Source organism: Craterilacuibacter sinensis (genome assembly GCF_009831765.1).
GTDB lineage: Bacteria > Pseudomonadota > Gammaproteobacteria > Burkholderiales > Chromobacteriaceae > Craterilacuibacter > Craterilacuibacter sinensis.
This window is the reverse complement of record NZ_WSSB01000002.1, coordinates 254,451-278,063: the sequence shown is the minus strand read 5'-3', so window position 1 is coordinate 278,063 and position 23,613 is coordinate 254,451. Positions and strand designations below refer to the sequence as shown.

General features: G+C 60.4%; 18 protein-coding genes. 5 read left to right on the top strand and 13 right to left on the bottom strand.

All coding sequences use genetic code 11. The features are described 5' to 3' along the window. Window positions 1-187: 187 nt before the first annotated feature. Window positions 188-1,762 (top strand): L-aspartate oxidase, encoded by a 1,575-nt coding sequence (gene nadB, locus GQF02_RS03850; protein ID WP_160794959.1) that lies wholly within the window; start codon window positions 188-190, stop codon window positions 1,760-1,762. A 12-nt stretch (window positions 1,763-1,774) separates the two neighbouring features. Here nadB and GQF02_RS03845 read toward each other — a convergent pair whose 3' ends face one another. Next, complete coding sequence (locus GQF02_RS03845) at window positions 1,775-4,072, bottom strand: PAS domain-containing sensor histidine kinase (protein ID WP_220789315.1); 2,298 nt, start codon at window positions 4,070-4,072, stop codon at window positions 1,775-1,777. 129 nt (window positions 4,073-4,201) lie between these two features. On the opposite strand from GQF02_RS03845, the gene GQF02_RS03840 reads away from it, so the two are divergent. From GQF02_RS03840 to GQF02_RS03825, 4 genes are all read left to right on the top strand, one after another. Next, window positions 4,202-5,200, top strand: a complete 999-nt coding sequence (locus tag GQF02_RS03840) for a TRAP transporter substrate-binding protein (protein WP_160794957.1) — start codon at window positions 4,202-4,204, stop codon at window positions 5,198-5,200. Between the two features lie 59 nt (window positions 5,201-5,259). Next, the gene (locus tag GQF02_RS03835) at window positions 5,260-5,874 is read left to right on the top strand and encodes a TRAP transporter small permease (protein ID WP_160794955.1); all 615 of its coding nucleotides are present in this window, start codon (window positions 5,260-5,262) and stop codon (window positions 5,872-5,874) included. Next, window positions 5,871-7,154: a TRAP transporter large permease gene (locus GQF02_RS03830; RefSeq protein WP_124736688.1), complete on the top strand. Its 1,284-nt coding sequence runs from the start codon at window positions 5,871-5,873 to the stop codon at window positions 7,152-7,154. The genes GQF02_RS03835 and GQF02_RS03830 overlap by 4 nt, the downstream gene beginning before the upstream one ends. Window positions 7,155-7,306: 152 nt before the next feature. Further along, entirely contained in the window at window positions 7,307-9,583 is a 2,277-nt protein-coding gene (locus GQF02_RS03825) for an NADP-dependent malic enzyme (protein WP_160794953.1), read from the top strand. Between the two features lie 238 nt (window positions 9,584-9,821). Here GQF02_RS03825 and GQF02_RS03820 read toward each other — a convergent pair whose 3' ends face one another. The 12 genes from GQF02_RS03820 to hisF all read right to left on the bottom strand — a co-directional run bounded on the left by GQF02_RS03820 (window position 9,822) and on the right by hisF (window position 23,546). Next, window positions 9,822-14,897 carry a retention module-containing protein gene (locus tag GQF02_RS03820; protein WP_160794951.1) on the bottom strand — a complete coding sequence of 1,692 codons (5,076 nt, stop codon included), beginning with the start codon at window positions 14,895-14,897 and terminating at the stop codon, window positions 9,822-9,824. 222 nt (window positions 14,898-15,119) lie between these two features. Continuing rightward, window positions 15,120-15,713 carry a response regulator transcription factor gene (locus tag GQF02_RS03815; RefSeq protein ID WP_160794949.1) on the bottom strand — a complete coding sequence of 198 codons (594 nt, stop codon included), beginning with the start codon at window positions 15,711-15,713 and terminating at the stop codon, window positions 15,120-15,122. A gap of 3 nt (window positions 15,714-15,716) precedes the next feature. Beyond that, window positions 15,717-17,120, bottom strand: a complete 1,404-nt coding sequence (locus GQF02_RS03810) for an HlyD family type I secretion periplasmic adaptor subunit (protein WP_220789314.1) — start codon at window positions 17,118-17,120, stop codon at window positions 15,717-15,719. Continuing rightward, window positions 17,120-19,288 carry a type I secretion system permease/ATPase gene (locus GQF02_RS03805; protein WP_160794947.1) on the bottom strand — a complete coding sequence of 723 codons (2,169 nt, stop codon included), beginning with the start codon at window positions 19,286-19,288 and terminating at the stop codon, window positions 17,120-17,122. Before GQF02_RS03805 ends, GQF02_RS03810 begins: the two co-directional genes overlap by 1 nt. Window positions 19,289-19,519: 231 nt before the next feature. Continuing rightward, window positions 19,520-19,879 (bottom strand): DUF2069 domain-containing protein, encoded by a 360-nt coding sequence (locus GQF02_RS03800; RefSeq protein ID WP_160794945.1) that lies wholly within the window; start codon window positions 19,877-19,879, stop codon window positions 19,520-19,522. After that, window positions 19,876-20,613: a twin-arginine translocase subunit TatC gene (gene tatC, locus GQF02_RS03795; RefSeq protein ID WP_160794943.1), complete on the bottom strand. Its 738-nt coding sequence runs from the start codon at window positions 20,611-20,613 to the stop codon at window positions 19,876-19,878. Before tatC ends, GQF02_RS03800 begins: the two co-directional genes overlap by 4 nt. A gap of 9 nt (window positions 20,614-20,622) precedes the next feature. Then, on the bottom strand, window positions 20,623-21,126 hold the full coding sequence (locus GQF02_RS03790; RefSeq protein WP_124736695.1) for a Sec-independent protein translocase subunit TatA/TatB: 504 nt from the start codon (window positions 21,124-21,126) through the stop codon (window positions 20,623-20,625). Window positions 21,127-21,138: 12 nt separating this feature from the next. Then, complete coding sequence (gene tatA, locus GQF02_RS03785; RefSeq protein WP_124736696.1) at window positions 21,139-21,345, bottom strand: Sec-independent protein translocase subunit TatA; 207 nt, start codon at window positions 21,343-21,345, stop codon at window positions 21,139-21,141. A 65-nt stretch (window positions 21,346-21,410) separates the two neighbouring features. Next, a complete protein-coding gene (locus GQF02_RS03780; RefSeq protein ID WP_160794941.1) occupies window positions 21,411-21,734 on the bottom strand; it encodes a histidine triad nucleotide-binding protein in 324 nt (107 codons plus the stop codon). A gap of 17 nt (window positions 21,735-21,751) precedes the next feature. Beyond that, on the bottom strand, window positions 21,752-22,081 hold the full coding sequence (locus GQF02_RS03775; protein ID WP_220789313.1) for a phosphoribosyl-ATP diphosphatase: 330 nt from the start codon (window positions 22,079-22,081) through the stop codon (window positions 21,752-21,754). A 107-nt stretch (window positions 22,082-22,188) separates the two neighbouring features. Beyond that, entirely contained in the window at window positions 22,189-22,587 is a 399-nt protein-coding gene (gene hisI / locus GQF02_RS03770) for a phosphoribosyl-AMP cyclohydrolase (protein ID WP_160794939.1), read from the bottom strand. Between the two features lie 194 nt (window positions 22,588-22,781). Further along, entirely contained in the window at window positions 22,782-23,546 is a 765-nt protein-coding gene (gene hisF, locus GQF02_RS03765; RefSeq protein ID WP_160794937.1) for an imidazole glycerol phosphate synthase subunit HisF, read from the bottom strand. Between the last annotated feature and the right edge of the window lie 67 nt (window positions 23,547-23,613).

Below are 23,613 nucleotides of genomic sequence, written 5' to 3'. Positions count from 1 at the left end.
TTCGTTTGCGTCGTCAGCTGAGGAGGCGAAATATACGCACCCTAGGCTGATGCGTCAACACCTTTTGCAAGATATTCCCGATTTATTGCCAACAACCCGTTACATATACCAAGCAACAGCTTTTTGGCATCAAAAATTCTGATACGCTAGCTTTTATCGGCGAAACCATCGCTTGCGGACATCTATCATGCTCAAGTTTGACGTACTCATTATCGGCAGCGGCCTGGCCGGTATGACTTTGGCGCTACATCTGGCCGAACAGCGCCGGGTGTGCGTAATCACTAAACGGGACCTGCTGGAAGGTAGCTCAAGCTATGCCCAAGGCGGCATCGCGGCGGTACTGGATACCGGTGACTCGGTCGAACACCATATAGCCGACACCCTGGTCGCCGGCGCAGGCCTGTGCAACGAAGCCTCCAGCCGCTTTATTGTCGAGCACTCCAAGGAAGCCATAGACTGGCTGATCGAACTGGGCGTGCCCTTTACCCGTGATGAAGCCCACCAGACCGGCTATCACCTGACACGCGAAGGCGGCCACAGCCATCGGCGCATTATCCACGCGGCCGATGCCACCGGTGCCGCCGTGACCAGCACCTTGGGGCAGAAGCTGCGCGCCCATCCCAACATCACTTTGCTGGAAGAGCATATTGCCGTCGATCTGATTACTTCCGCCAAGCTGGGGCAGGAAGGCAAACGCTGTTTCGGTGCCTATGCGCTGGACAAAGCCAGCGACCGCATTATCACCATCGCGGCCCAGCACACCATCATTGCATCTGGCGGCACCGGCAAGGTCTATCTCTATACCACCAATCCGGACACCGCCACCGGCGACGGCATCGCCATGGGTTGGCGCGCCGGCTGCCGCGTGGCCAATATGGAATTCATCCAGTTCCACCCGACCTGTCTCTATCACCCGCACAGCAAGTCTTTCCTGATTTCGGAGGCAGTACGCGGTGAAGGCGGCATTCTCAAGCTGCCGGACGGCACCCGCTTTATGCCCGAACACGATGCGCGCGCAGAACTGGCACCGCGCGACATCGTGGCGCGTGCCATCGACTTCGAGATGAAGAAGCACGGTCTCGATTGTGTCTATCTGGATATTTCCTACAAGCCGGCCGCCTTCGTACGCGAGCACTTCCCCAATATCTACGCCCACTGCCTGGCGCTGGGCATCGATATCACCCAGCAGCCGATTCCGGTGGTGCCGGCCGCGCACTACACCTGCGGCGGCCTGGTCACCGACCTTGCCGGGCAAACCGATGTAGAAGGGCTGTTTGCCGTGGGCGAGGCTGCCTGCACCGGGCTGCACGGTGCCAACCGCTTGGCCAGCAATTCCTTGCTGGAGTGCATGGTCATAGGCAAGGCCGCTTCGGCCCTGATCCTGACCCAGCCCGAACAGAAACTGCCCGAGATTCCGGACTGGGACGACAGCCAGGTGACCGATCCGGACGAGGAGGTGGTGATCTCGCACAACTGGGATGAACTCAGGCGTGCCATGTGGGACTACGTCGGTATCGTGCGTACCAATAAACGCCTGAAGCGTGCGCTGCACCGCATCGAGCTGTTGAAACTGGAAGTCGACGAGTACTACAGTCACTTCCATGTCGGCAATGACCTGATCGAACTGCGCAACCTGCTGCTGTGCGCCGAGCTGATCGTGCGCTCGGCCATGGAGCGCAAGGAAAGCCGCGGCCTGCACTACAGCCGCGACTATCCGGATACCCTAAGCGAAGCGCACGAAACTATCCTGACGCCGGATTAAGCCCTGCACCGTTTAGGCCTGAAACGCCCTGCCCGATGTTGTGTCCGGCAGGGCGTGCCCTTGCCCGGAAAGCGGCAGGGTAAACCAGAAGACACAACCGCCGGCCAGAGTCCGGGTGACACCAAACTCGCCGCGGTGAAATTCGATGATCGAACGGCAGATATTCAAACCGATGCCCATGCCGTCAGCCTTGCTGCTGTAAAACGGGGTAAACAGATTGGCGTAAGCCGCCTCGGACAGGCCCGGGCCATTATCCTGCACCTCGACCCGCCAGCTGGACACGCCGCTTTCGGCGCGCACATCCACCCGCGGGCGCGTGACGCCGGCCTCGACTTGCGCCTCGATGGCATTCTTGACCAGATTCAGCATCACCTGTTCGATCAGCACCGGATCAAGCTGCAAGGCACATGGCCGGCCCAGTTGCGTCAGGCGTAGCGGCACCAGATGCTTGTCGGCCAAGGGCTGTGCCAGGCTCAGCGCATGCGGCATCAAGACCAGCGGATCCACTTCCTGCAATTGCGGCGTATGCCTTTTCACAAAAGCGCGAATGCTGCCGACAATCTGCCCGGCGCGCTGCGCCTGATCGGCCAGAGCCTGCAAGGCGGGGGTGACGCCATCGGGCAAAGACTCAACACCGGCCAGACGCCGTTTCAGCCCCGAGGCATAGGTATTGATGGCGGTCAACGGCTGCCCCAGCTCATGCGCCAGACTGGAAGCCATCTCCCCCATAGCCACCAGCCGGGTTGTCGTCTGGAAACGGACTTCCAGCGCCCGCTCGCGCTCGTCGCGCAATCGGGCTTCGGTCACATCCCGCAAACGCGTCAACCACGCCTGCTCGCCATCACTCCACTCGATCCGGCTATGTTGCAGCTCGAAATAATGCCCGGCGGCATCCGGGCCGTACTCGATCAGCTGTCCTTCGCTTCCCGCCAGCAATGGCAAGCCCGGCAAGACCACGCAATAACTGCCCTCGCCCGCCAGCGGCCACAGACGGGTAAAAGCCGGGTTGCTATAGAGCAGGGTCAAGCCCCCACCCGCCGACACACACAGCCCGGTTTCCAAGCCATTCAACACCGCGAGAAAACGCTCTCTCGATGCCACCATGGTCAGGCGCTGGCGTTTCAGCTCGGTAATATCGTACATGGACGCAATCCAGCCGCGCTGCCCGCCGTCGCCATCGCCCAGCGGCGTCACATAGACCCGCACCTCGACCACGCTGCCTTGCGGCGTCTGCAACTGCAATTCCAGCCCGTGCTCGGGCCAGCCGTCGCACCCGAAGTCCTTGAGCATGGCCAGAAGATCGACCGGCGCTCCCCCACCCCAAAACGGATAGGGCGGCATCCGTCCCGGCAAGCTCTCCGGTTCCGATGCCGTCATGCGACAAAACGCGCGGTTGACGTAGACAATGCGGCCGCTCAGATCAAAGACCAGCAAGCCGTTCTTCATCCCGTCCTCCATCGCCTGACGCAGCGAAATCTCGCCGGACAGCGCACGCTCGGCCCGCAAGCGCTCGCCGGTATAGCGCCGGATACGCCAGAACGCGCCGGCCAAGGCCAGCGCCAACAGGATGATGACCCCCACCAGCACCGGCAGTGTCACCCCCAGGCTCTGGCGGTACGACACGGCCCGCAGGCTGAGGCCGAAGCCGGGCGGATCGAAACTGAGCTGGTGACTGAGCGTACCTTGCGGTTCATGCTGCGGAAACTTACTGGCAATCACCTTACCGCCTACATCAACCAGACTGATGTGGTAGCGCTCGGCCATCCACCACGGCACCTGCGATTGCAGCAAACGATCGAAGCGATAGACCAGCCGCAAAAACTGCCCCGGCCTGTCCGGCAAAGCAACAGCCAGATCAAAGCGGTAGCGTCCATCCTTACCCTGATAAGGCTCGCCATAGGCGGCATGCCCCAGCCGGGCGGCACGCCATAAGGCATCCATCTCCGGCGCCACCCGCGTCTTCTCCGCCAGATCGGCAGAGACAACCAGGCCAAGCTCGACCACATCGGGGTGTTCGCGCAGGAACAAGGCGCGCGCATTGGCCAGGTGGGCGGCGCTACGCTTAACGCCGGCCAGTGATGTCGCCATGTTCTGCGCCCAGTACCGTTCGCCATCCAGCGACACCCGGATCGACTGCTCCAGCCACAACACATCCTGAATCAGGGTATCGCGTTGCTCTTCTTGCCAATCGCGGTACAACAAAAAGGAAATACTGCCTATGCACAGCAATAAGGCAATAAAAGCCACGCCGGTAAAGGACAACAACAACCGCACTGAACGCGGCTTAAGCACTGACAGCAGGTATTTCATGACATATGAGGGTATTCCCTATTGCGGAATTCCCCAATAGATATAAAAGGCAGAGGTTTCTACTTTACACCCTAATGACAGCCTGGGAACAAGGGCTGCATGAACAATCACAAAACACTGGAGAAACCGATGAAACTCAAACTGACCACCCTGGCCATCGCCGCCACGTTTGCTGCAGGCTCCGCCTTCGCAGCCGGCGAAATCGTTATCAAATTCAGCCACGTCGTGGCCAAGGACACCCCTAAGGGCAAAGCCGCCGAATATTTCAAAAAAGTGGCCGAAGAGCGCACCAAGGGCAAGGTCAAGGTTGAGATCTACCCGAACAGCCAGCTGTACAAAGACAAGGAAGAACTGGAAGCCCTGCAACTGGGCGCTGTGCAGATGCTGGCACCGTCCCTGGCCAAATTCGGCCCGCTGGGCGTAAAAGAATACGAAGTGTTCGATCTGCCGTACATCTTCGACAACTACGACGAGCTGCACAAAGTCACCCAAGGCCCGATCGGCCAGCAGCTTCTGGGCAAACTGGATAGCAAGGGCATCAAGGGTCTGGCGTTCTGGGATAACGGCTTCAAGCACCTGTCGGCCAACAAGCCGATCAAGCTGCCATCCGACATCAAGGGCCTGAAGATGCGCATCCAGTCGTCCAAGGTGCTGGACGAAGAAATGCGCGCACTGGGCGCAATGCCGCAGGTGATGGCGTTCTCCGAGGTGTATCAGGCGCTGCAGACCGGCGTGGTCGACGGCACCGAAAACCCGCCATCGAATATGTACACCCAAAAGATGCACGAAGTGCAGAAGAACCTGACCACCACCGCACACGGTTATCTGGGCTATGCGGTGATCGTGAACAAGAAGTTCTGGGATGGCCTGCCGGCTGACGTACGCAGCCAGCTGGAAGGCGCAATGCGCGACAGCACGACCTACGCCAACAAGATCGCCAAGCAGGAAAACGAGGCCGACCTCAAGAAGATCGCCACCTCGGGCAAGACCACCGTCTACAACCCGACCCAGGCCGAGCGCGCTGCTTTCCGTCAGGCACTGGCGCCAGTACACGCCAAGATGGCTGACCGCATCGGTGCCGACCTGCTGAAATCGGTTCAGACCGCCACCGGCTTCAAGGCTAACTGATAGCCCCGTCCCTGGGCGCTACTCCTGACGGGTAGCGCCCTTTTGTATGGAGAGACCCCATGCTCAAATTCCTCGACCATCTCGAGGAGTGGCTGATCGCCTTTTTAATGGCCGCCGCCACCTTGATTACCTTTGCCGCCGTTGCCCACCGCTACGGCTCCGGCATCGACCTGCTCTACCCCTATCTCGCCCATATCAATATGGCGTGGGCACAGGAGCTGACTATTTACCTGTTCGTGTGGATGGCCAAGTTCGGCGCCGCCTATGGTGTGCGCACCGGCATCCACGTCGGTGTCGATGTGCTGATCAACAAGCTGGGGGATAAAAACCGCAGCCGCTTTATCGTGCTGGGCCTGCTCGCCGGCGCGCTGTTCACCGCCATCGTCGGCACCCTGGGTGCGACCTTTGTCTGGGAAATCGCCCACACCGACCAGACCTCGGCCGACCTCGAAGTGCCAATGTGGCTGGTCTACCTCGCCGTTCCCTGCGGTTCCTACCTGATGAGCTTCCGCTTCCTGCAGGTCACCTGGAACTTCCTGCGCACCGGCGAGCTGCCCAAGCATGACCACAGCCACGTTGAAGGCATGGATGACGTTGCCGAAGACAGCAACTGGTTCGCCATGGACGACAACCTGCACCCGCACGATATCAAGCACAAGGATGACAACAAATGAGCGCGCTGATCATCTTCGGACTATTGATTGTCCTGATGCTTACCGGCATGCCGATTTCGATCTCGCTCGGTCTGACGGTACTCACCTTCCTGTTCACCATGACCGAGGTGCCGATCGAGGCGGTGGCGCTGAAGCTGTTCACCGGCATCGAGAAGTTCGAGATCATGGCGATCCCGTTCTTTATCCTGGCCGGTAACTTCCTCACCCACGGCGGGGTGGCACGGCGCATGATCAACTTCGCCACCAGCATGGTTGGCCACTGGCATGGCGGCCTCGGCCTCGCTGGCGTGATGGCGTGCGCACTGTTCGCCGCCGTGTCCGGCTCCAGTCCGGCCACCGTGGTCGCCATCGGCTCCATCCTGTTGCCGGCCATGGTCAAGCAAGGCTTCCCCAACAGCTTCGGCGCCGGCGTGATTACCACCAGCGGCGCGCTGGGCATCCTGATCCCGCCATCCATCGTGATGGTGATGTACTCGGTCGCGACCAACACCTCGGTCGGCCAGCTGTTCATGGCCGGCGTGATCCCGGGGCTGATGCTGGCAACCTTCCTCGGCCTCACCACCTGGTATCGCGCACGCAAGTTCGGCTACCCGCGTCTGGCCAAGGCCACTGCCGTGCAACGCCTGAAGGCATTCCGCGAATCGATGTGGGGCCTGTTCCTGATCGTGGTGGTAATCGGCGGCATCTATAGCGGCATCTTCACCCCGACCGAAGCGGCGGCGATGAGCGCGGTGTACGCCTTTATCGTGGCGGTGTTCGTGTACAAGGACATGAGCCTGAAGCAGGTGCCGAAAGTGCTGCTGGACTCGGCCTCGATGTCGGCGATGCTGCTCTACATCATCACCAACGCGGTATTGTTCTCCTTCCTGATGACCAGCGAAGGCATCCCGCAGGCGATGGCCGGCTGGCTGATCGACGCCGGCCTCGGCCCGATCGCCTTCTTGCTGGTGGTGAACGTACTGCTGCTGCTGGCTGGCAACGTGATGGAGCCGTCATCCATCGTGCTGATCTTCGCCCCCATCCTGTTCCCGGTGGCGATGGCGCTGGGCATCGACCCGGTGCACTTCGGCATCCTGATCGTGGTGAATATGGAAGTGGGCATGTGCCACCCGCCGGTCGGCCTCAATCTGTATGTTGCCTCGGGCATCACCAAGATGGGCATCACCGAGCTGACCATCGCGGTATGGCCATGGCTGCTGACCATGCTGGCCTTCCTGATGCTGATCACCTATGTGCCGGCCATCTCGCTGTGGCTGCCACGCACACTGGGCATGATGTAAACCACGCCCTGATTGGCCAGAAAGCGACGGTTTTATACCGTCGCTTTTTTTGTCAGACAGCCGGCATAGCCGCTAATGCTTCTAAGCCTATATAATGGCCAACGAATGCTGTTAATCCAAACTGCTTAAAAAAGCACCTCAGGAGCCTTCCAATGGATGAGCAACTGCGCCAGAGCGCACTCGATTTCCACCAGTACCCGACCCCCGGCAAGATCCAGGTGTCGCCCACCAAGGCACTCGCCACCCAGCACGACCTCGGTCTGGCCTATTCGCCAGGCGTAGCCGCACCGTGCATGGCCATCGTGGATGACCCGCTGAATTCGTACAAATACACCGCACGCGGCAATCTGGTCGCCGTCATCTCCAACGGGACAGCGGTGCTGGGGCTGGGCAATATTGGCGCACTGGCCGGCAAGCCGGTGATGGAAGGCAAGGGCGTGCTGTTCAAGAAGTTTGCCGGCATCGACGTGTTCGATATCGAAGTGGACGAGCTCGACCCGGACAAGCTGGTCGACATCATCTGCTCGCTGGAACCGACCTTCGGCGGCATCAACCTCGAAGACATCAAGGCGCCCGAGTGCTTCTACATCGAGAAGAAGTGCCGTGAGCGCATGGGCATTCCGGTGTTCCACGACGACCAGCACGGCACCGCCATCGTGGCTGCCGCCGCCGTCCTCAACTCGCTGCGTCTGGTTGGCAAGGATATCGAAAAGGTACGCGTGGTCGCCTCCGGTGCCGGCGCTGCCGCCATCGCCTGCCTCGACCTCTTGGTCGCACTGGGCGTCAAGCGCGAGAACGTCACCGTCTGCGACTCCAAAGGCGTGATCTACAGCGGCCGCGACGACAAGATGGACGAGACCAAAAAGCGCTACGCCATTGCCGACAATGGCCAGCGCAAACTGGCCGACGCCATGGTCGGCGCCGACATCTTTATGGGCCTGTCCGGCCCCAAGCTGGTCAGCCAGGACATGGTCAAGAGCATGGCCGCGCACCCGGTCATTCTGGCCATGGCCAACCCCGAGCCGGAAATCATGCCGGATCTGGTCAAGGCCGTGCGTCCGGATGCCATTATCGGCACCGGCCGTTCCGACTTCCCCAACCAGGTCAACAACGTCCTGTGCTTCCCCTTCATCTTCCGTGGCGCGCTCGATGTGGGTGCCACCACCATTAACGAAGAGATGAAGCTGGCCTGCGTGCGCGCCATTGCTGATCTGGCCATGGCCGAGCAGAACGATGTGGTCGCCACCGCCTACGGCAACCAGGACCTGTCTTTCGGCCCCGAGTATGTGATCCCGAAACCGTTCGATCCGCGCCTGATCGTCAAGATCGCCCCAGCCGTGGCGCAGGCCGCGATGGATTCCGGCGTGGCTGCGCGCCCGATTACCGACATGGACGCCTACGTCGAACAGCTGACGCAGTTCGTCTACAAGACCAATCTGTTCATGAAGCCGGTGTTCAGCCAGGCCAAGAAGGAACAGAAGCGCGTGGTGCTGGCCGAAGGCGAAGACGAGCGTGTGCTGCACGCCACCCAGGAAATCGTGTCGCAAAAGCTGGCCTTCCCGGTACTGATCGGCCGCCCGAGCGTGATCGAGACCCGCATCAAGAAGCTCGGCCTCAAGCTGGAAATCGGCACCGACTTCGAGCTGGTCAACAATGAAAACGACCCGCGCTTCGCCGACTACTGGAAAGACTACTACGCGCTGATGAAGCGTCGCGGCGTCAGCCAGGAGCAGGCCAAGCGCCGCGTGATCGGCAACTCCACGCTGATCGGCGCGCTGATGGTCAAGCGCGGCGAAGCCGATGCGCTGATTTGCGGCACCTATGGCGCCTACAAGCAGCACTTCGGCATCGTCGAAGACATTCTCGGCTACGCGCGCGAAGACAAGGTTGCCGCCGCGATGAATGCGCTGATTCTGCCTAACGGCAACATCTTCATCGCCGACACCTACGTCAACGAAGATCCGGACGCAGAACAGCTGGCCGCCATCACCGAAATGGCCGCCGAAGCGGTCAAGCGCTTCGGTATCGCGCCCAAGGTTGCGCTGTTGTCCAACTCCAGCTTCGGTGCGCTAAACAACCCGGCAGCCAGCAAGATGCGCGACGCGCTCTCGCTGGTACAGGCCAAGCACCCGACGCTGGAAATCGATGGCGAGATGCAGGGCGATGCCGCACTGGTCGAAGCGATCCGCAGCCAGGCCATGCCGGACAGCCCGCTCAAGGGCGCGGCCAACCTGTTGATCATGCCTAACGTCGAAGCGGCCAATATCAGCTACAACCTGCTGCGCGTGTCTGCCTCCGATGGCGTCACCATCGGCCCCATCCTGATGGGCATGGCCAAACCGGTGCACATCCTGACCCCGATCTCGTCGGTACGCCGCATCGTCAACATGGTGGCGCTCGCCGCCGTGGATGCACAAACCGCCAAGTAAGCTCAGGCGCCGCCTGCTTAGGCGGCACAAAACAAACGGGAGGCCGATGGCCTCCCGTTTTTACGCCCACTCTGCAACAGACCTTCCCGCCACCACGACCGTCCATTCCTGAGTCGATAACGGACTAGCTATCTCACCCCAACCGTAGGAGCCCGCACCGCGGGCGACTGCAAGACAGCGGACTTTACCGCAGCTAACGGCGGCCCCATCCCGACCGGGAACAGGGCCACTTCCCCGCTTAATCCACCTGCAGCTTGCCGTCGTTCAGCAGGTTTTGCAGGATCTGCGTGTCGCTGAGCGTGCTGCCCGAAGTCAGATCGGTGCCTTGCAGCACGATCTGCTGCGTCACGTCGCTGGCCTGGTAGCCGTCCTTGAACAGGCCCGTGTGGCTGACTTCGACCAGCGTGTCGCTGCCCACCTTGCTGAAGTGCAAGTAGTCCGTCAGGTTACCCACATTGCTGCCGGCATGGCTCTCGCCTTGCAGCAGGTCACGCAGGTCGAGCACGTCCTTCTCGCCGTTCTTGCCGAAGTCGGTCACCACATCGCGTGCCGGCGCATTCGCTCCCCCCTGGTCGCCCAGCGTCCATTTGAAAGTATCCACCCCCAGACCGCCGGTCAGCCTGTCGTCGCCCGCACCGCCGAACAGCACGTCGTTACCGGTACCACCGTTCAGGCTATCGTTCCCCCCCTGACCAAACAACAGATCGCGCCCATCACCCCCATTCAAGGTATCGTTACCATCACTGCTGAACGAACGGTCAAACTCGGAAGCGTGGCTCAATACATAGCGGTACACATCGGCGTCGGTCGGAACGCTTCCACCCGACTTACTGGCGACATAGGCCTTCAGCGCCTCAAAGCCCTCACCAGGAATCCCATCCAGCCGGATACGATCGCCGAACAGGATGTCATCCCCTGCCCCGCCATTGAGTGTATCGGCAGCAGCAGGCCCATCCAGCTCATACCCCAGAATCGCACTGGCAATACTGCTTGCCGGGATATTAGCCTGCGGCTTTCCGTCCGAATCATAAGAGGTCAAATCACCGGCAGTAATTGCAGAATTAACACCGACCGCCTCAACGCTTGAAACTCCATTGAGCACAATAAATGCATTTTTCGAGCTGTTTACTATTGCATCCGTAGTATCACTACCATTCCCGCCCGTTAAGGAATAGGTGGGCTTGCCATCGGTCATGAAGAAGGTTTGATTGATCGCTCCGCTATTTGCCTTCACATCGGCACGATTGAACCAATCAGTCGTAGCCTTGAACACCGCCTCGTAGTTGGTACCGCCACCACTCGCCAACGAGTCAATCACCCCCTGCAACGTGCTCAAGGCATTAGCCGAACTCAGATCAACCGAAACACTGCTATTGGCCTGTTTATCGAAATCGACCAGGAACACATTCACCTTGCCGGCACCATTGGTCAGCGCAGATGCCTGCAACTGCTTGAACACCGTTGCCAGTTGCGTTTTGATGGTCGCGATATCAGTACCACTTACACTGCCAGAGCTATCGATCATAAAGGCCAGATTGTAATTCTGCCCCGGCTGCATCAAGACCGTGCCGATGTCGCCGATCATCACATCCTGGCCATCCGTCCCTCCCAAGACATCCGGATTCTTGCTGCCCGTCTGCACATGCAGGTCAACCGGTTTCACATCCAGCGTAATCGTCGAAGTCGTCACCCCGCCCTTGCCATCGCTGACATTCACGACAAAACTATCCGTCCCGGTATACCCCTTGCTTGGGGTATAGCTGTAGTTGCCGTTTGCATCGACACTCACCACCCCGTTCGCCGCGCCTTTGTTAACGCTGAATGTCAGGCTATCACCATCAATATCGCTAGCGACAACCTTGCCGCTGACAGTCTCCTGCTCCAGCAGGCTATGGCTGGCATTCTGCGCCACCGGCGCGTCGTTACCCGGTAGCACCGTCACGGTCAGGTCCTGGCTGGTGCTCTCCTTGTCGCCATTCGACGACTCGGTCGCCGTCGCGGTCACTGTCAGCTTGACGCTGCCGTTCCAGTCCTGCGGTCCCTTGAACTGCAAGTTAGACAGGTTCAAGCCATCCAGGCTGACGACACCGTTCTCGCCGGCCGTGACCGTACGCACGCCGTCGCTCAGTTGCGCGCCCTTCGGCAACCCGGAGATCGACAGCGACAAGGTTTCCGAATCGTCGGTATCGACCAGGCCACTGGTAATGCGGGAAAGCGGAATCCAGGTATCCTCGTTGCCGCGGTTCAGCTGCACTTCTGTGTAGTAGCCACCCTCACCACTGGCATTGGGCACAAGTGGCGACAGGTTCACACCGGCACCGGTAATATCGGTCGTTGCAGTGTATAACTTCAGGGTTCCGGAGCTCAGATCCTGTGGCACAGTACCATTGATGCTGACATTCACATCAAAACTGCCCGGGCCGGATTCGTTATGATGGAACATGGTCAGGGTGTAGTAACCGCTGGCCGTCGGCTCAAAGCGGCCCGAATAGTTACCGCTATTGCTGCCCCAGTTGGCATCGGCCACGGTAACACCGCCCACTTCCAGACGGAAGCTATCATCAGCCACGCCGCTGAAAGCGTAAGTCTTACCGGCTTCCAGATATACCAGGCCAGTCACGCGGGTAGCCGTATTCACCACCACCGTGTCCTGCGTAACATTGGTGATGGTCGACACGGTTGCCGTACCGCTGGCACCTTCAATGGCTTTCTCCAGCTTGTCCGGGCTGACGCCCGAGCCTGTGTTCGTACCATCATTGATCACCGTGTTGGTCCAGACCTCCTTCTTCAAACCAGTCGGCACAGCTGTCGGTACCGGGCTGATGCTCAGGGTCGGTGCATCGGCATCCGCCACGATGTCCACCACAAACTTCCCGGTCGTGCTCAGATTCGTACCATCGCTGACCTGATAGTTGAAAGACGCGTAGTCACCCGCCTTGTTGCCGACACTGCTGCCGCTGCCATTGCCCGCCGTCGTGCTGGACTCGTGCAGGTCAGGCTTGAACTGCAGCTTGCCGGCGTCGATGTCGGCCTTGCTGAACTCCTGATCCTTCACCACCGCCTGCCAGTTACCGCTGGCATCCTTGTACTGCAACGCGCCATCGCCTGGCAGCGAGGTGATCTTGATCGACAACGACGAGCCTGCATCGACATCCGCCGCATTGAACTGGCTCCACTGCAACACAAGCGCCACATCTTCACTACCCGCAGCGTAACCGCCGGAGGTGGTGGGGGCTTCGTTGCTGCCCAGCACGTCGACTTTCACCGTCGCCTTGCCGGTGCCGTCTTTCGAGACCACGTCGAAGCTCAGCTCAACCTTCTGTCCATCGGTCAGCGCCTGCACCGCCGGCTTGCTGTTGTCCAGCGTGAAGCTCCACGTCCCGTCCGCGTTCACCTTGAACGTGCCGTAGTCGTTGCTCACTTCCTTCGCGACCAGCACCGCTTCACCGTTGTCGGCGTCGGTCACCGTCAGCTTGCCGCTGGCGATGGTCTGCTCGGCCGTGTCTTCCTTCACGATGCCGCTGCCCACGTCGTCCTTGCCCTGGCCAACCGTCGCGCCGTCGTTGCTGCCGTTGATAGTGATGGTCACCGTATGCTCGGTGCCGTCCTTGCTCTGCACTATGAAGCGTTCGGTACGGGTCTCGCCCGTGCCCAGATACTGCACCTTGCTGTTGTCGACGTTGTAGGTCCAACTGCCGTCGGTGGCGATAGTGAGGCTGCCCAGCACCTCGCCCTGCGCCACACCGGCACCTGCCTTGAACGCCACTTCGGTAGCGACCTTCAGTTGTCCGGAATCGCTCAGCGTCGGAATCGCTGCATCTTCGGTTACTGCTCCACTATCAGTCGTTCCAAAAGCTCCTAGTTTGGCACTATCGCTACCCACACCCTGATTGCCCGCTACATCGGTCTGCACCGCATCGACCTTGAGCCGCTCACCTTCAGCCAAAATACCCTCATTGAAGCGGATCACACCCTTGTCGTAGGTGTATCCCGTCAGTGGCTGACCCTGTGCGTCGGCAAACTGCAGTGCTCCATCGACGAACTTAACGGTAACCACGCGTGTTTCGGGATTACCACCGCGGTCTATGGTCAGGGTCACCTGGCCGCCAGCCCGCAGCGAGTCATGATCCACACGCACTTCCACCTGTGCCTGACCATTACCCGCCTCGGTGGCATTCAACCAGCCATCGTTATTACCGTCGTTGACGATCTCCACGGAGATCTTCGGTGCGGTCACATCGACACTGCCATTGTCCTGTGCGTTGCCTTTATTGCCAGCCGGGTCGGTCACGCTGGCCTCGGCCTTGTAACCGCCTTCCGCCAGTGGCTTCGTCACGTCCACGCTGTAACTGCCGTCAGGCTTCACAGTGGTGGTCAGCGTCTGCTGATTGCCCTTGGCGTCGGTCACCACGAGGGTGACGGTGCTGCCCGGTGCCGCGTCGCTCTTGCCGCTGATGGTCGGCGTGGTGTCCTTGGTGTTGTCCGGCGCGTCGACGGAGATCGTCGGCGCGGTCACGTCAACGCTGCCATCATCGCTCGCCTGACCCTTGTTGCCCGCCGGATCGGTCACGCTGGCCTCGGCCTTGTAGCCGCCTTCGGCTAGCGGGTCTTTTACGTCCACGCTGTAGCTACCGTCCGGTTTCACCGTGGTGGTCAGTGTCTGCTGATTGCCCTTGGCATCGGTGACCACGAGGGTGACGGTGCTGCCTAGCGCTGCGTCGGTCTTGCCGCTGATGGTCGGCGTACTGTCGTTCGTGTTGTCCGGCGCGATGACGCTGATAGTCGGCGCAGTCGTATCGGGAGGCAGCACGGCCTCAGGCTCGGCATTATTCGCGGCCGTACCTTCGATCCGCGGAATGTCGCGGGTTTCGATGTTGCGGGATTCAAGACTCAGCGAATTGAGGGTTTCGACCACGCGATCCAGGCGCACAAAGCCGAAGCCGCCATCGTTGGCACCGCCGCCGCTCAGGCCGGCGGCGGTTTCTTCCAGCACATTCAGCGGGTCTTCGTTATTGTTCAGCGCGGCGATCACGCGCTCGGCTTCGGCACTGATGGGGGCGACGCGGGCTTCGCTGGCATCGACGGCATTGGGCAGCAGGGTTTCTTCGGCCAGCAGTACGGTGCGGCCGCCATCGAGGTTGACCAGCTGGCCATCGGGGCGGGAGAAGGCCAGTGCGGCGCCCTGCGCCAGTTCGATGCGCTCGCCGGAGAGGATGATGTCGCCGGCCTTGAGCAGGCGGCTGCTGCCGTCGGCGGCAATCGCCTTGACCACGCCCTGAATGGAAACAACCTGACCCTGTGCCTGATTCGCCATGATAACCCCCGAGTGACAATATGCTGATGTTGTCAGGCTATAAGCTTACGTATGGCGTGGGTATTGTACTGAAGGGCAGTGTGGTTAAACGGAGACAGGGCAACGGGACGGGATTGAAAATCCCGGGTTCCTGATCCCGGGATTAGATTAGAAAGGTATCGCGGCTGAAGCGCCTACAGGCATCGCGGCTAAAGCCGCTCCTACAGGGCGCACCAAGCTTATTCAGGCCAGCTTGAGCAGCAGTTGCAGGCGGTCGTCGACGCCGAATTTATGGAACAGGCTGCTGAGGTGGGCCTTAACCGTGCGTTCGGCGATATCGAGTTCGCGCGCGATGTCCTTGTTGGCCATGCCGCGCTTGAGGGCGGTGATGACTTCGGCTTCGCGCGCCGTCACCCGCTCGCGCCAGGCTTCCAGCCCCGAGTCCGGCAACTTGCTGCCCAACTGGCCACACAATAGCGCCAGCAGATCACGCCCGACCCAGCTGGAGCCGGTCTCGACCGTGCTGACAATCTGCTGCAGCAAATCGGCGGTGGAATAGGCATGGGCATAACCGGCCGCGCCCTGTTGCAGCCAGCGCAGGCCTTCGCGGCTGTCCGGGTCGGAGCTCATGGCAATCACGCGGCCCTGACGACACAAGGCAGGCCAGTTCGCCGCCTCAATACCGGGCAGTGCCAGATCGACCAGCACCAGCTGTTCGCCTTGCAGCGTACCTGCCAGCGTGGCCGCGTCGGTAACGCGCCAGCAGCGTTCGCGCCCCAGTGCCGTGCGCCAGCTATCGGCCAGCGCTTCACTTAATGTCAGCAGCAGGATGGTCATGGTTTAGCGCTCGCTTAATGCTTCGGCCTTGGCGCGCAGCACCGGCTTGAGCATATAGGACAGGATGGATTTCTTGCCGGTCATGATGTCGACCTGCGCCACCATGCCCGGAATAATCGGCAGCTTGGCCTCGCCCAGACGCGAGCCCTTGGTGCGCACCTTGACGATATAGAAGGCATTGCCTTTTTCATCGGTAATGGTGTCGGCACCGATGCCTTCGAGTACGCCTTCCATGCCGCCATAGATGGTGAAGTCGTAGGCGGTGTAGCGCACCACGGCGCGCTGACCGGGCCGCAGGAAAGCGATATCGCGCGGCGTGATGCGCGTCTCCAGCAGCAGCGATTCATTCAGCGGCACGATTTCGACGATGTCCTTACCCGGCTGCACCACGCCGCCCACGGTATTGGTATACAGGCGCTTGACCTCGCCATGCACCGGGCTGCGGATTTCAGACAGTTTGACCTTGTCTTCCAGCCCGACACTGCCTTCGGACAGGCTGCCCATCTTGCCCATGGTTTCCGATAGTTCGATGCTGGCCTGGTTGCGGAACGCCAGCTCCACTTCCTGTATCTTGCGCTGCGCCTCGCTGATCGCCGCCTGAATGCGCGGAATCTGCGCACCGGCCATATCGCGCTCGCCACGATAGCGCGACACATCGCGCTCCAGACGCAAAAGGTCGACATCGGATACTGCCCCGGTCGCCTTGAGCGGCCGGGTAACGCTCAGCTCGCGGTTGGTCAGCTCGAAGCCCTGTGCCGCCTGCTCGCGCCGCGCACGCGCCTCGTTCAGCTCCTGGGTGCGCTGTGCCAGTTGCTGGCGTGCAATCGACACATTGGCATCCAGCTCCATCCGGCGCGAGTTGTAAAGTTCCAGCTCCTGACGCGCGATATCGGGGGCGCGCTGGCTCACTTCGTCCGGCATCACAAAAGGCTGACCGGAGGCAATGGCCTTGAGCCGCGCCGACTTGGCCAGCTGCGACAGGTATTGCGCCTGGTTTTCCCTGAGCGAAGACACGAAGCGGGTGTTGTCGACCTTGAGCAGCAAGTCGCCCTTGTTCACGATCTGGCCTTCTTTCACCATAATCGCCGACACCACGCCGCCATCCAGGCTCTGCAGGTGCTGGTTCTGGCCCGAGGCCACCACCTTGCCCTCCCCGCGCGAGACTTCGTCCACCTTGGACAATGCGGCCCACAGAATGGCGACCACAAACACCGCGGCCATCAGCCAGATAAACAGGCGCGGACGCTGTGGTTGCTGCTCGAGAATGGCCCAGTCGGCATCGGCGGCAAAATCGTTGCGGTCGGCGATATCCTTGGCCGCCGCCCAGTCCATCAGCCTGTCCCAGTAAGGCGCGGTCTTAGTCTGCCCGCGTTCGCTCCAGACTTTGAAACGTGTTTTCCAGTCCATTACGCGGCCCTCCCGACTTGACCCTGCTGCAAGGCTTCCACCACCTGCGCCTTGGGGCCATCGGCCACGATGCGCCCTTGGTCGATCACGATCAGGCGATCGACCAGATCCAGCAGGCTGTTATTGTGGGTGACCAGAATCAGCGTCTTGCCCGGCAAAATGCTCTTCAGGGTTGCGCGTATCTGCGACTCCGAGGTGTGATCCATATTGCTGGTCGGCTCATCCAGCAGCAGGATGGGCGGGGCATTCAATAGCGCCCGCGCAATGGCGACCGATTTTCTCTGCCCGCCGGACAGCGATTCGCCGCGCTCGCCGATCAGCATGTCGAAGCCCTGCGGGTGGCTGTTGATGAAGCCGGTCAGCCCGGCCTGCTCGGCGGCAGCAGCGACGCTGGCATCGTAGGCATGCGGTGAGCCCATGGCGATATTCTGGCGCATGCTGCCGTAGAACAGCACCGCGTCCTGCGGCACATAGCCGATATTGCGCCGCAACTCGGCCGGGTCTATCTGCTTGATATCGATGCCGTCGACGCGAATGGCGCCTTCGCCCGGCTGGAACAGCCCCAGAATCAGCTTTTGCAGGGTGCTCTTGCCGGAGCCGACGCGGCCGATGATGGCCACCCGCTCGCCCTCGCGGATACTGAACGAGACATCCCGCAACGCCACCATCGGGTTGGCCGGGTAGCTGAAGCTGACGTTCTTGAACTCGATTTCGCCCTTGAAGTGGGTGCGATGGAAGAAGCTGGCATCCTTCTCGCGCTCGACCGGCATTTTCATAAAGCCATCGAGCGAAGCCAGCGACGTCTTGGCATTGTGGTATTGCGTCATCAGCCCCACCACCTGCCCCAGCGGGGCCATGGCACGGCCGGACAGCATCACCGCCGCGATCACGCCGCCCATGGATACGCTGCCGGCCATAATCTGGTACACCCCCATCACCAGCATGCCGACCGAAACCAGCTGCTGGATCAGACCGGCAAAGTTCTGCGTAGACGAGGCCAGCAGCTTGAGACGCGAGCCGACCTGCGCCAGAAACAGGGTCGATTGCTCCCAGCGTCCTTGCAGTTCGCCCTCGGCCGCCAGTACCTTGACCGTCTCCAGATTGGACAGGCTTTCCACCAGATGCGCGTTGCGCTGCGAGGCCGCACGCAAGGTGGTTTCTGCCATTTCCTGCATCTTGCCCTGCACCAGCAGGGTAAACAGCAGCATGGCCACGGTGCCCAGCACCACCGGAATCGCCATCATCGGCGAGATCCACATAATCACCAGAATGAAGACCAGCAAAAACGGCAGATCGATCAGCGCGGTGATGGAGGCCGAGGCGATAAAATCGCGTATGGTCTCGAAAGCTCTGAGGTTGGCGGCAAAGGCGCCGACCGATGCCGGGCGCGCCTCCATGCGAATGCCCAGCACCCGCTCCATAATCAGCGCCGACAAGGTGACATCGACGCGCTTGCTGGCCAGATCGACCAGATAGCCGCGCGACAGCTTGAGCAGAAAATCGAAAATCAGCACCAGCGCGCCGCCGATGGCCAGCACCCATAAGGTGTCGGTCGCCATATTCGGCACCACGCGGTCGTACACATTCATCGAAATCAGCGGGAAGACCAGCGCAAACACATTGATCAGGAAGGCCGCCATCAAGGCGTCGCGATACAAGGGCCAGCTGGCGAATACCGTCTGCCAGAACCAGTGGCGAGAGCGGATCTGCGTAAGCTCGGGGGTACGCTTCTCGTACTGGAAACGCGGCTTCACCAAAATGCCGATGCCGGCATAACGCGCCTCCAGCTCGGCCAGCGACAGCTCGACCACCGCATCCGGCAACTCGGCATAGCTGATGGCCACCCTTTCACCATCGACACTACGCAAAATGCAGGCATCGTTGTTTTCCAGCAACAACACCGCGGGCAACAGTTCGCTACGCAGGCTGGCCAGCGGCTGGCGCACCACCCGTGCAGCCAGGCCTATGCGCCGCGCCGAACGGGCAAACATCGAGGGCGACAAACGGTTATCGGCCAGCGGAATGCCAGCCAGCAGCGACTCGCGCGTCGCATTCAGGCCAAAGCCGCGTGCCAGGGAAAACAGGCAGTCAAGAAGAGGATCGAGGTGAATAGCCTGCTGGCTAAAGCCGCCACTATCGCTGGAAGAAGATGAGCCGTGATAAGCCATGGTGACCTCTGAGCCGAGATACTACTCATGCTCATATAGAGTTTTATGCGTTAACTATAGTTAAACATAATAATAACCCAAATAAATTTCTTGCCGCGGCTTTTTAATGACCTTGTTATTTCTGGCGCAACAGATGCCAGCCATGACGACGCATGGCAAGCCAGAAATCGGCACGGATAATGAGGCGGGAACAGAAGGAAACAAAACCAGGCCGCAAGCGGCCTGGCAGGATTAAAGCGTAGCGTGTGCAGCAGCCGGGCGGCCAGTGCGGATAAACATCAACACCGAAACAAAGTAGAGCGTGGTCAGCGCGATTTCACCCCAGGCCAGTTGCTGGTTCAGACCGCTATCGCCCCAGCCGCGCATCACCCCTTCGCCAAAGAAGGCGAGGATGAACATGCACGACCACTGATAGGTATAGATCCGCCCCTTGAGGATGCCGGGCAGCGGCAGCAGCAAGAGTGCAGCCTTGAGCACCAGCCACGATCCGCCCTCGCGCAGCGGTGCCCACCACAGCTCCCAGCCCAGATTAAGCAGGATCAGCGCGATCAGGCTGACAATGGCACCCCAGTGAAACCAGCCCTGCTTCATGTCGGCTCCTTGCTGCTAGGTTCTGGCGCCTTGCCCAGAAATACCGACAGCAGGATGCCGCACTCGTACAGCAGCCATAGCGGCACCGCCAGCATGATCTGCGACAGAACGTCCGGCGGCGTGACGATGGCGGCGATCACAAAGGCGCCGACAATCACATAAGGCCGGCCCTGACGCAGCTGTTCCACGCTGACAATGCCCATACGCGTCAGCACAATCACCACCACCGGCACTTCGAACGTCACGCCGAAGGCGACAAACATGCCCAGTACAAAAGACAGATATTTATCGATATCGGTCATCATGGCGACGCCGGTCGGCGTCACCGCGCTCATAAAGCCGAAGACCACCGGAAACACCAGATAGTAGGCGAAAGCCATGCCGATAAAAAACAGCAGCACGCTGGATACCACCAGCGGCACAATCAGTTTTTTCTCGTGCTGGTACAGACCGGGCGCGATAAAAGCCCAGACCTGATACAGGGTATTGGGCAGGGAAATCAGGAAGGCAACCAGCATGGTGACCTTGACCGGCACAAAAAACGGCGCGGTCACATCGGTGGCTATCATCTGCGCACCGGCAGGCAGCACGTCCATCATCGGTTTGGCCAGCAGGTGATAAATATCCCCCGCCCAGTGGAACAGGGCGATAAATACGATCACGATGCCGGCTGCGGCGCGCACCAGTCGGTTTCTCAACTCGATCAGGTGCGCAAGCAACGGCTGTTCAGTCATTGATGCTCGTTATGCTGAGGGTTTGTCGGCTGGCGCCGACGCGGGAGGATCAAACAGGTCAAGCTGCTTATCGTTGACCAGCGGCAGTGTGTCATCTGCATCATCGCGGTGCGCGGCGGCAATCAGCTCATGCGGATCGGTATCGGCGGCGGGCGCGAGTGCCACATCCGGCTGCAGGCTGCGGCGGGCCTCGTCAAATGGCGCGGCGGCACTGCTGGCCACCTCATGCAGCGCGCTCTGCTGCTCGGCGACCACATTCTTGACCTCGTCCACCTGCTCCTGCATCTGCGAGCGGAAGCTGTCGGCCGCGCCACGGATGTCCTGCGAAATACCGAGCAGACCGCTATCCGCCGCCTGCTGCTGTACATCGGCCTTCACACTGGACACAAAGCGCTGCGCGCGCCCGACTAGCGCACCTAGCGTGCGCGCCACGGTCGGCAGGCGTTCTGGACCCAGTATCACCAGCGCCACCACGCTGATCAGGATGATTTCGCCAAAGCTGATTTCAAACACGGCTAGCCGCGCTTATTTCTTGTCGGAATCGGCGTCGACATCGATCACGCGGCCGGCTTCCGGCGCCTTGCTCTTGTCGTCGCCTTCTTTCATGCCGTCTTTAAAGCCCTTGACCGCACTGCCCAGATCTTCACCCACATTGCGCAGCTTCTTGGTGCCGAAAACCAATACCACAACCACCAGAACGATCAACCAATGCCAGATGCTGAAGGAACCCATAATGACTCTACCTTAAAAGATGAATGGCACGCCGCCACGCTGGCAGGCGTGCAGATTAAATATGCTCAGGCCTTGTGGCCGAATACGTGCAGGTGCAGATGGAACACTTCCTGCCCGCCACCCACGCCGGTATTGATCCCGCACTTGAAGCCGTCGGCCATGCCCTGTTCGGCGGCCAGTTGCGGCGCCAGCAGCAGCATCCGGCCCAGCAAAGCCTGATGCGATGCACCGCACTGCGCCAGGCTGGCAACGTGCAGCTTGGGAATGATCAAAAAATGCACCGGCGCAATCGGGCGGATATCGTGAAAAGCGAGGAAGTCTTCGTCTTCGTACACCTTGTTCGACGGAATCTCTCCCGCCGCAATCTTGCAAAACAGGCAATCGCTCACTGCATGACTCCCGGGGTTTATGGTTGCGGCTTGCGTGCCAGCTTTTCATCCAGGCCCGAGATGCCCTCGCGCCGCTTGAGCTCCATCAGCACGTCTTCGGGGCGCAGGCCATGATGGGCCAGCAGCACCATGCTATGAAACCATAGATCCGCCATTTCACGCACCAGATGCAGACGGTCGCCATCCTTGGCGGCCAGCAACACCTCGGCGCTTTCCTCGGCCACTTTTTTCAGGATGGCATCCTCGCCCTGCTTGAACAGGGACGCCACATAGGACGACCCGGCCGCGGCTTCGCGCCGCGCTTCCAGCGTATCAGCCAGATGACTGAGTATCTCGGTGTTGATCATCAGACTGCCCTCAAGAAGAATCGGCCAAAGTATAAGTCGATTTTATTGCAAATTTACGAAAACTTGATAAGGAAAAACCCTAGCCTTGCGCCGGATCAAACTACCGTTCAGTTTCCCGCCCCATAAATGGCCGCAGGGTCCTTCAATACCTCATCCACACTCACCCAGGCGCCCTGCTCGAAACGCCGGTAAAAACAGGAGGCGCGCCCGGTGTGGCAGGCGATACCGCCGGCCTGCTCGATCTGCAACACCACCACATCTCCGTCGCAATCCAGCCTGAGTTCCTGCACGTGCTGCAAATGGCCGGACTCCTCGCCTTTTTTCCACAATTTCTGCCGCGAGCGACTGTAGTAGTGGGCGATACCGCTGTCGGCCGTCAGCTGCAGGGCCTCACGGTTCATCCACGCGACCATCAGCACGCGCTGGGTCTTTGCATCCTGGGCGATAGCGGTCACCAGACCGTTGCCGTCCCACTTGACTTCATCCAGCCAGGGGCTGTTGTTCATGGTTTTCCTTTAGGACTCGGGACTCGGGACTCGGGACTCGGGACTCGGGACTCGGGGCTCGGGACTCGGGACTCGGGACTCGGGACTCGGGACTCGAGACTCGGATTTCAGTGTTTAAAACCGGCCAAACCACGTCAACACCCCGGTTCCCGAATCCCGGCTCCCCGATCCCCGTTCCCGCATCGCTACCGTACTTACAACCTCACCTCTATCCCCGCCTCGCGCATGGCTTCTTTGGCCTGACGCACGGTGTATTCGCCGAAGTGGAAGATACTGGCAGCCAGCACCGCATCCGCCTTGCCTTGTGTAACCCCGTCGACCAGATGCTGCAGATTGCCGACGCCGCCAGAGGCGATCACCGGCACCGACACCGCATCGGCGACCGCACGCGTCAGCGCCAGATTGAAACCGGCCTTGGTGCCGTCGCGGTCCATGCTGGTCAGCAGGATTTCACCGGCGCCATAGTCGGCCATCTTGACGGCCCACTCGACCGCATCGATGCCGGTAGCCCGCCGTCCGCCGTGGGTAAAAATTTCCCAGCGGCTGTTGTCGGCATTCACCGCCTTGGCATCCACCGCCACGACAATGGCCTGGCAGCCGAAGCGCTCGGCCGCCTCGCGTACCAGGTCCGGATTGGTGATGGCCGCGGTATTGATGCCGACCTTATCGGCACCGGCATTGAGCAGGCGGCGGATATCATCGACTTTACGCACGCCGCCTCCCACGGTCAGCGGAATAAAGACCTGATCGGCCACCGCTTCGATCACATGCAGGATCAGGTCACGCTCGTCGGAGCTGGCGGTGATATCGAGGAAAGTCAGCTCGTCGGCACCCTGATCGTTGTAGCGTTTCGCAATCTCGATCGGGTCGCCGGCATCACGCAAGCCAAGAAAATTGACACCCTTGACCACACGGCCGGCGTTGACATCGAGACAGGGAATAATGCGTTTGGCGAGCATAATGACTTTCGGGATAGGGGACTCGGAATCCGGGACTCGTAGCCAGCGCCGACACCGGCCGGCTCCC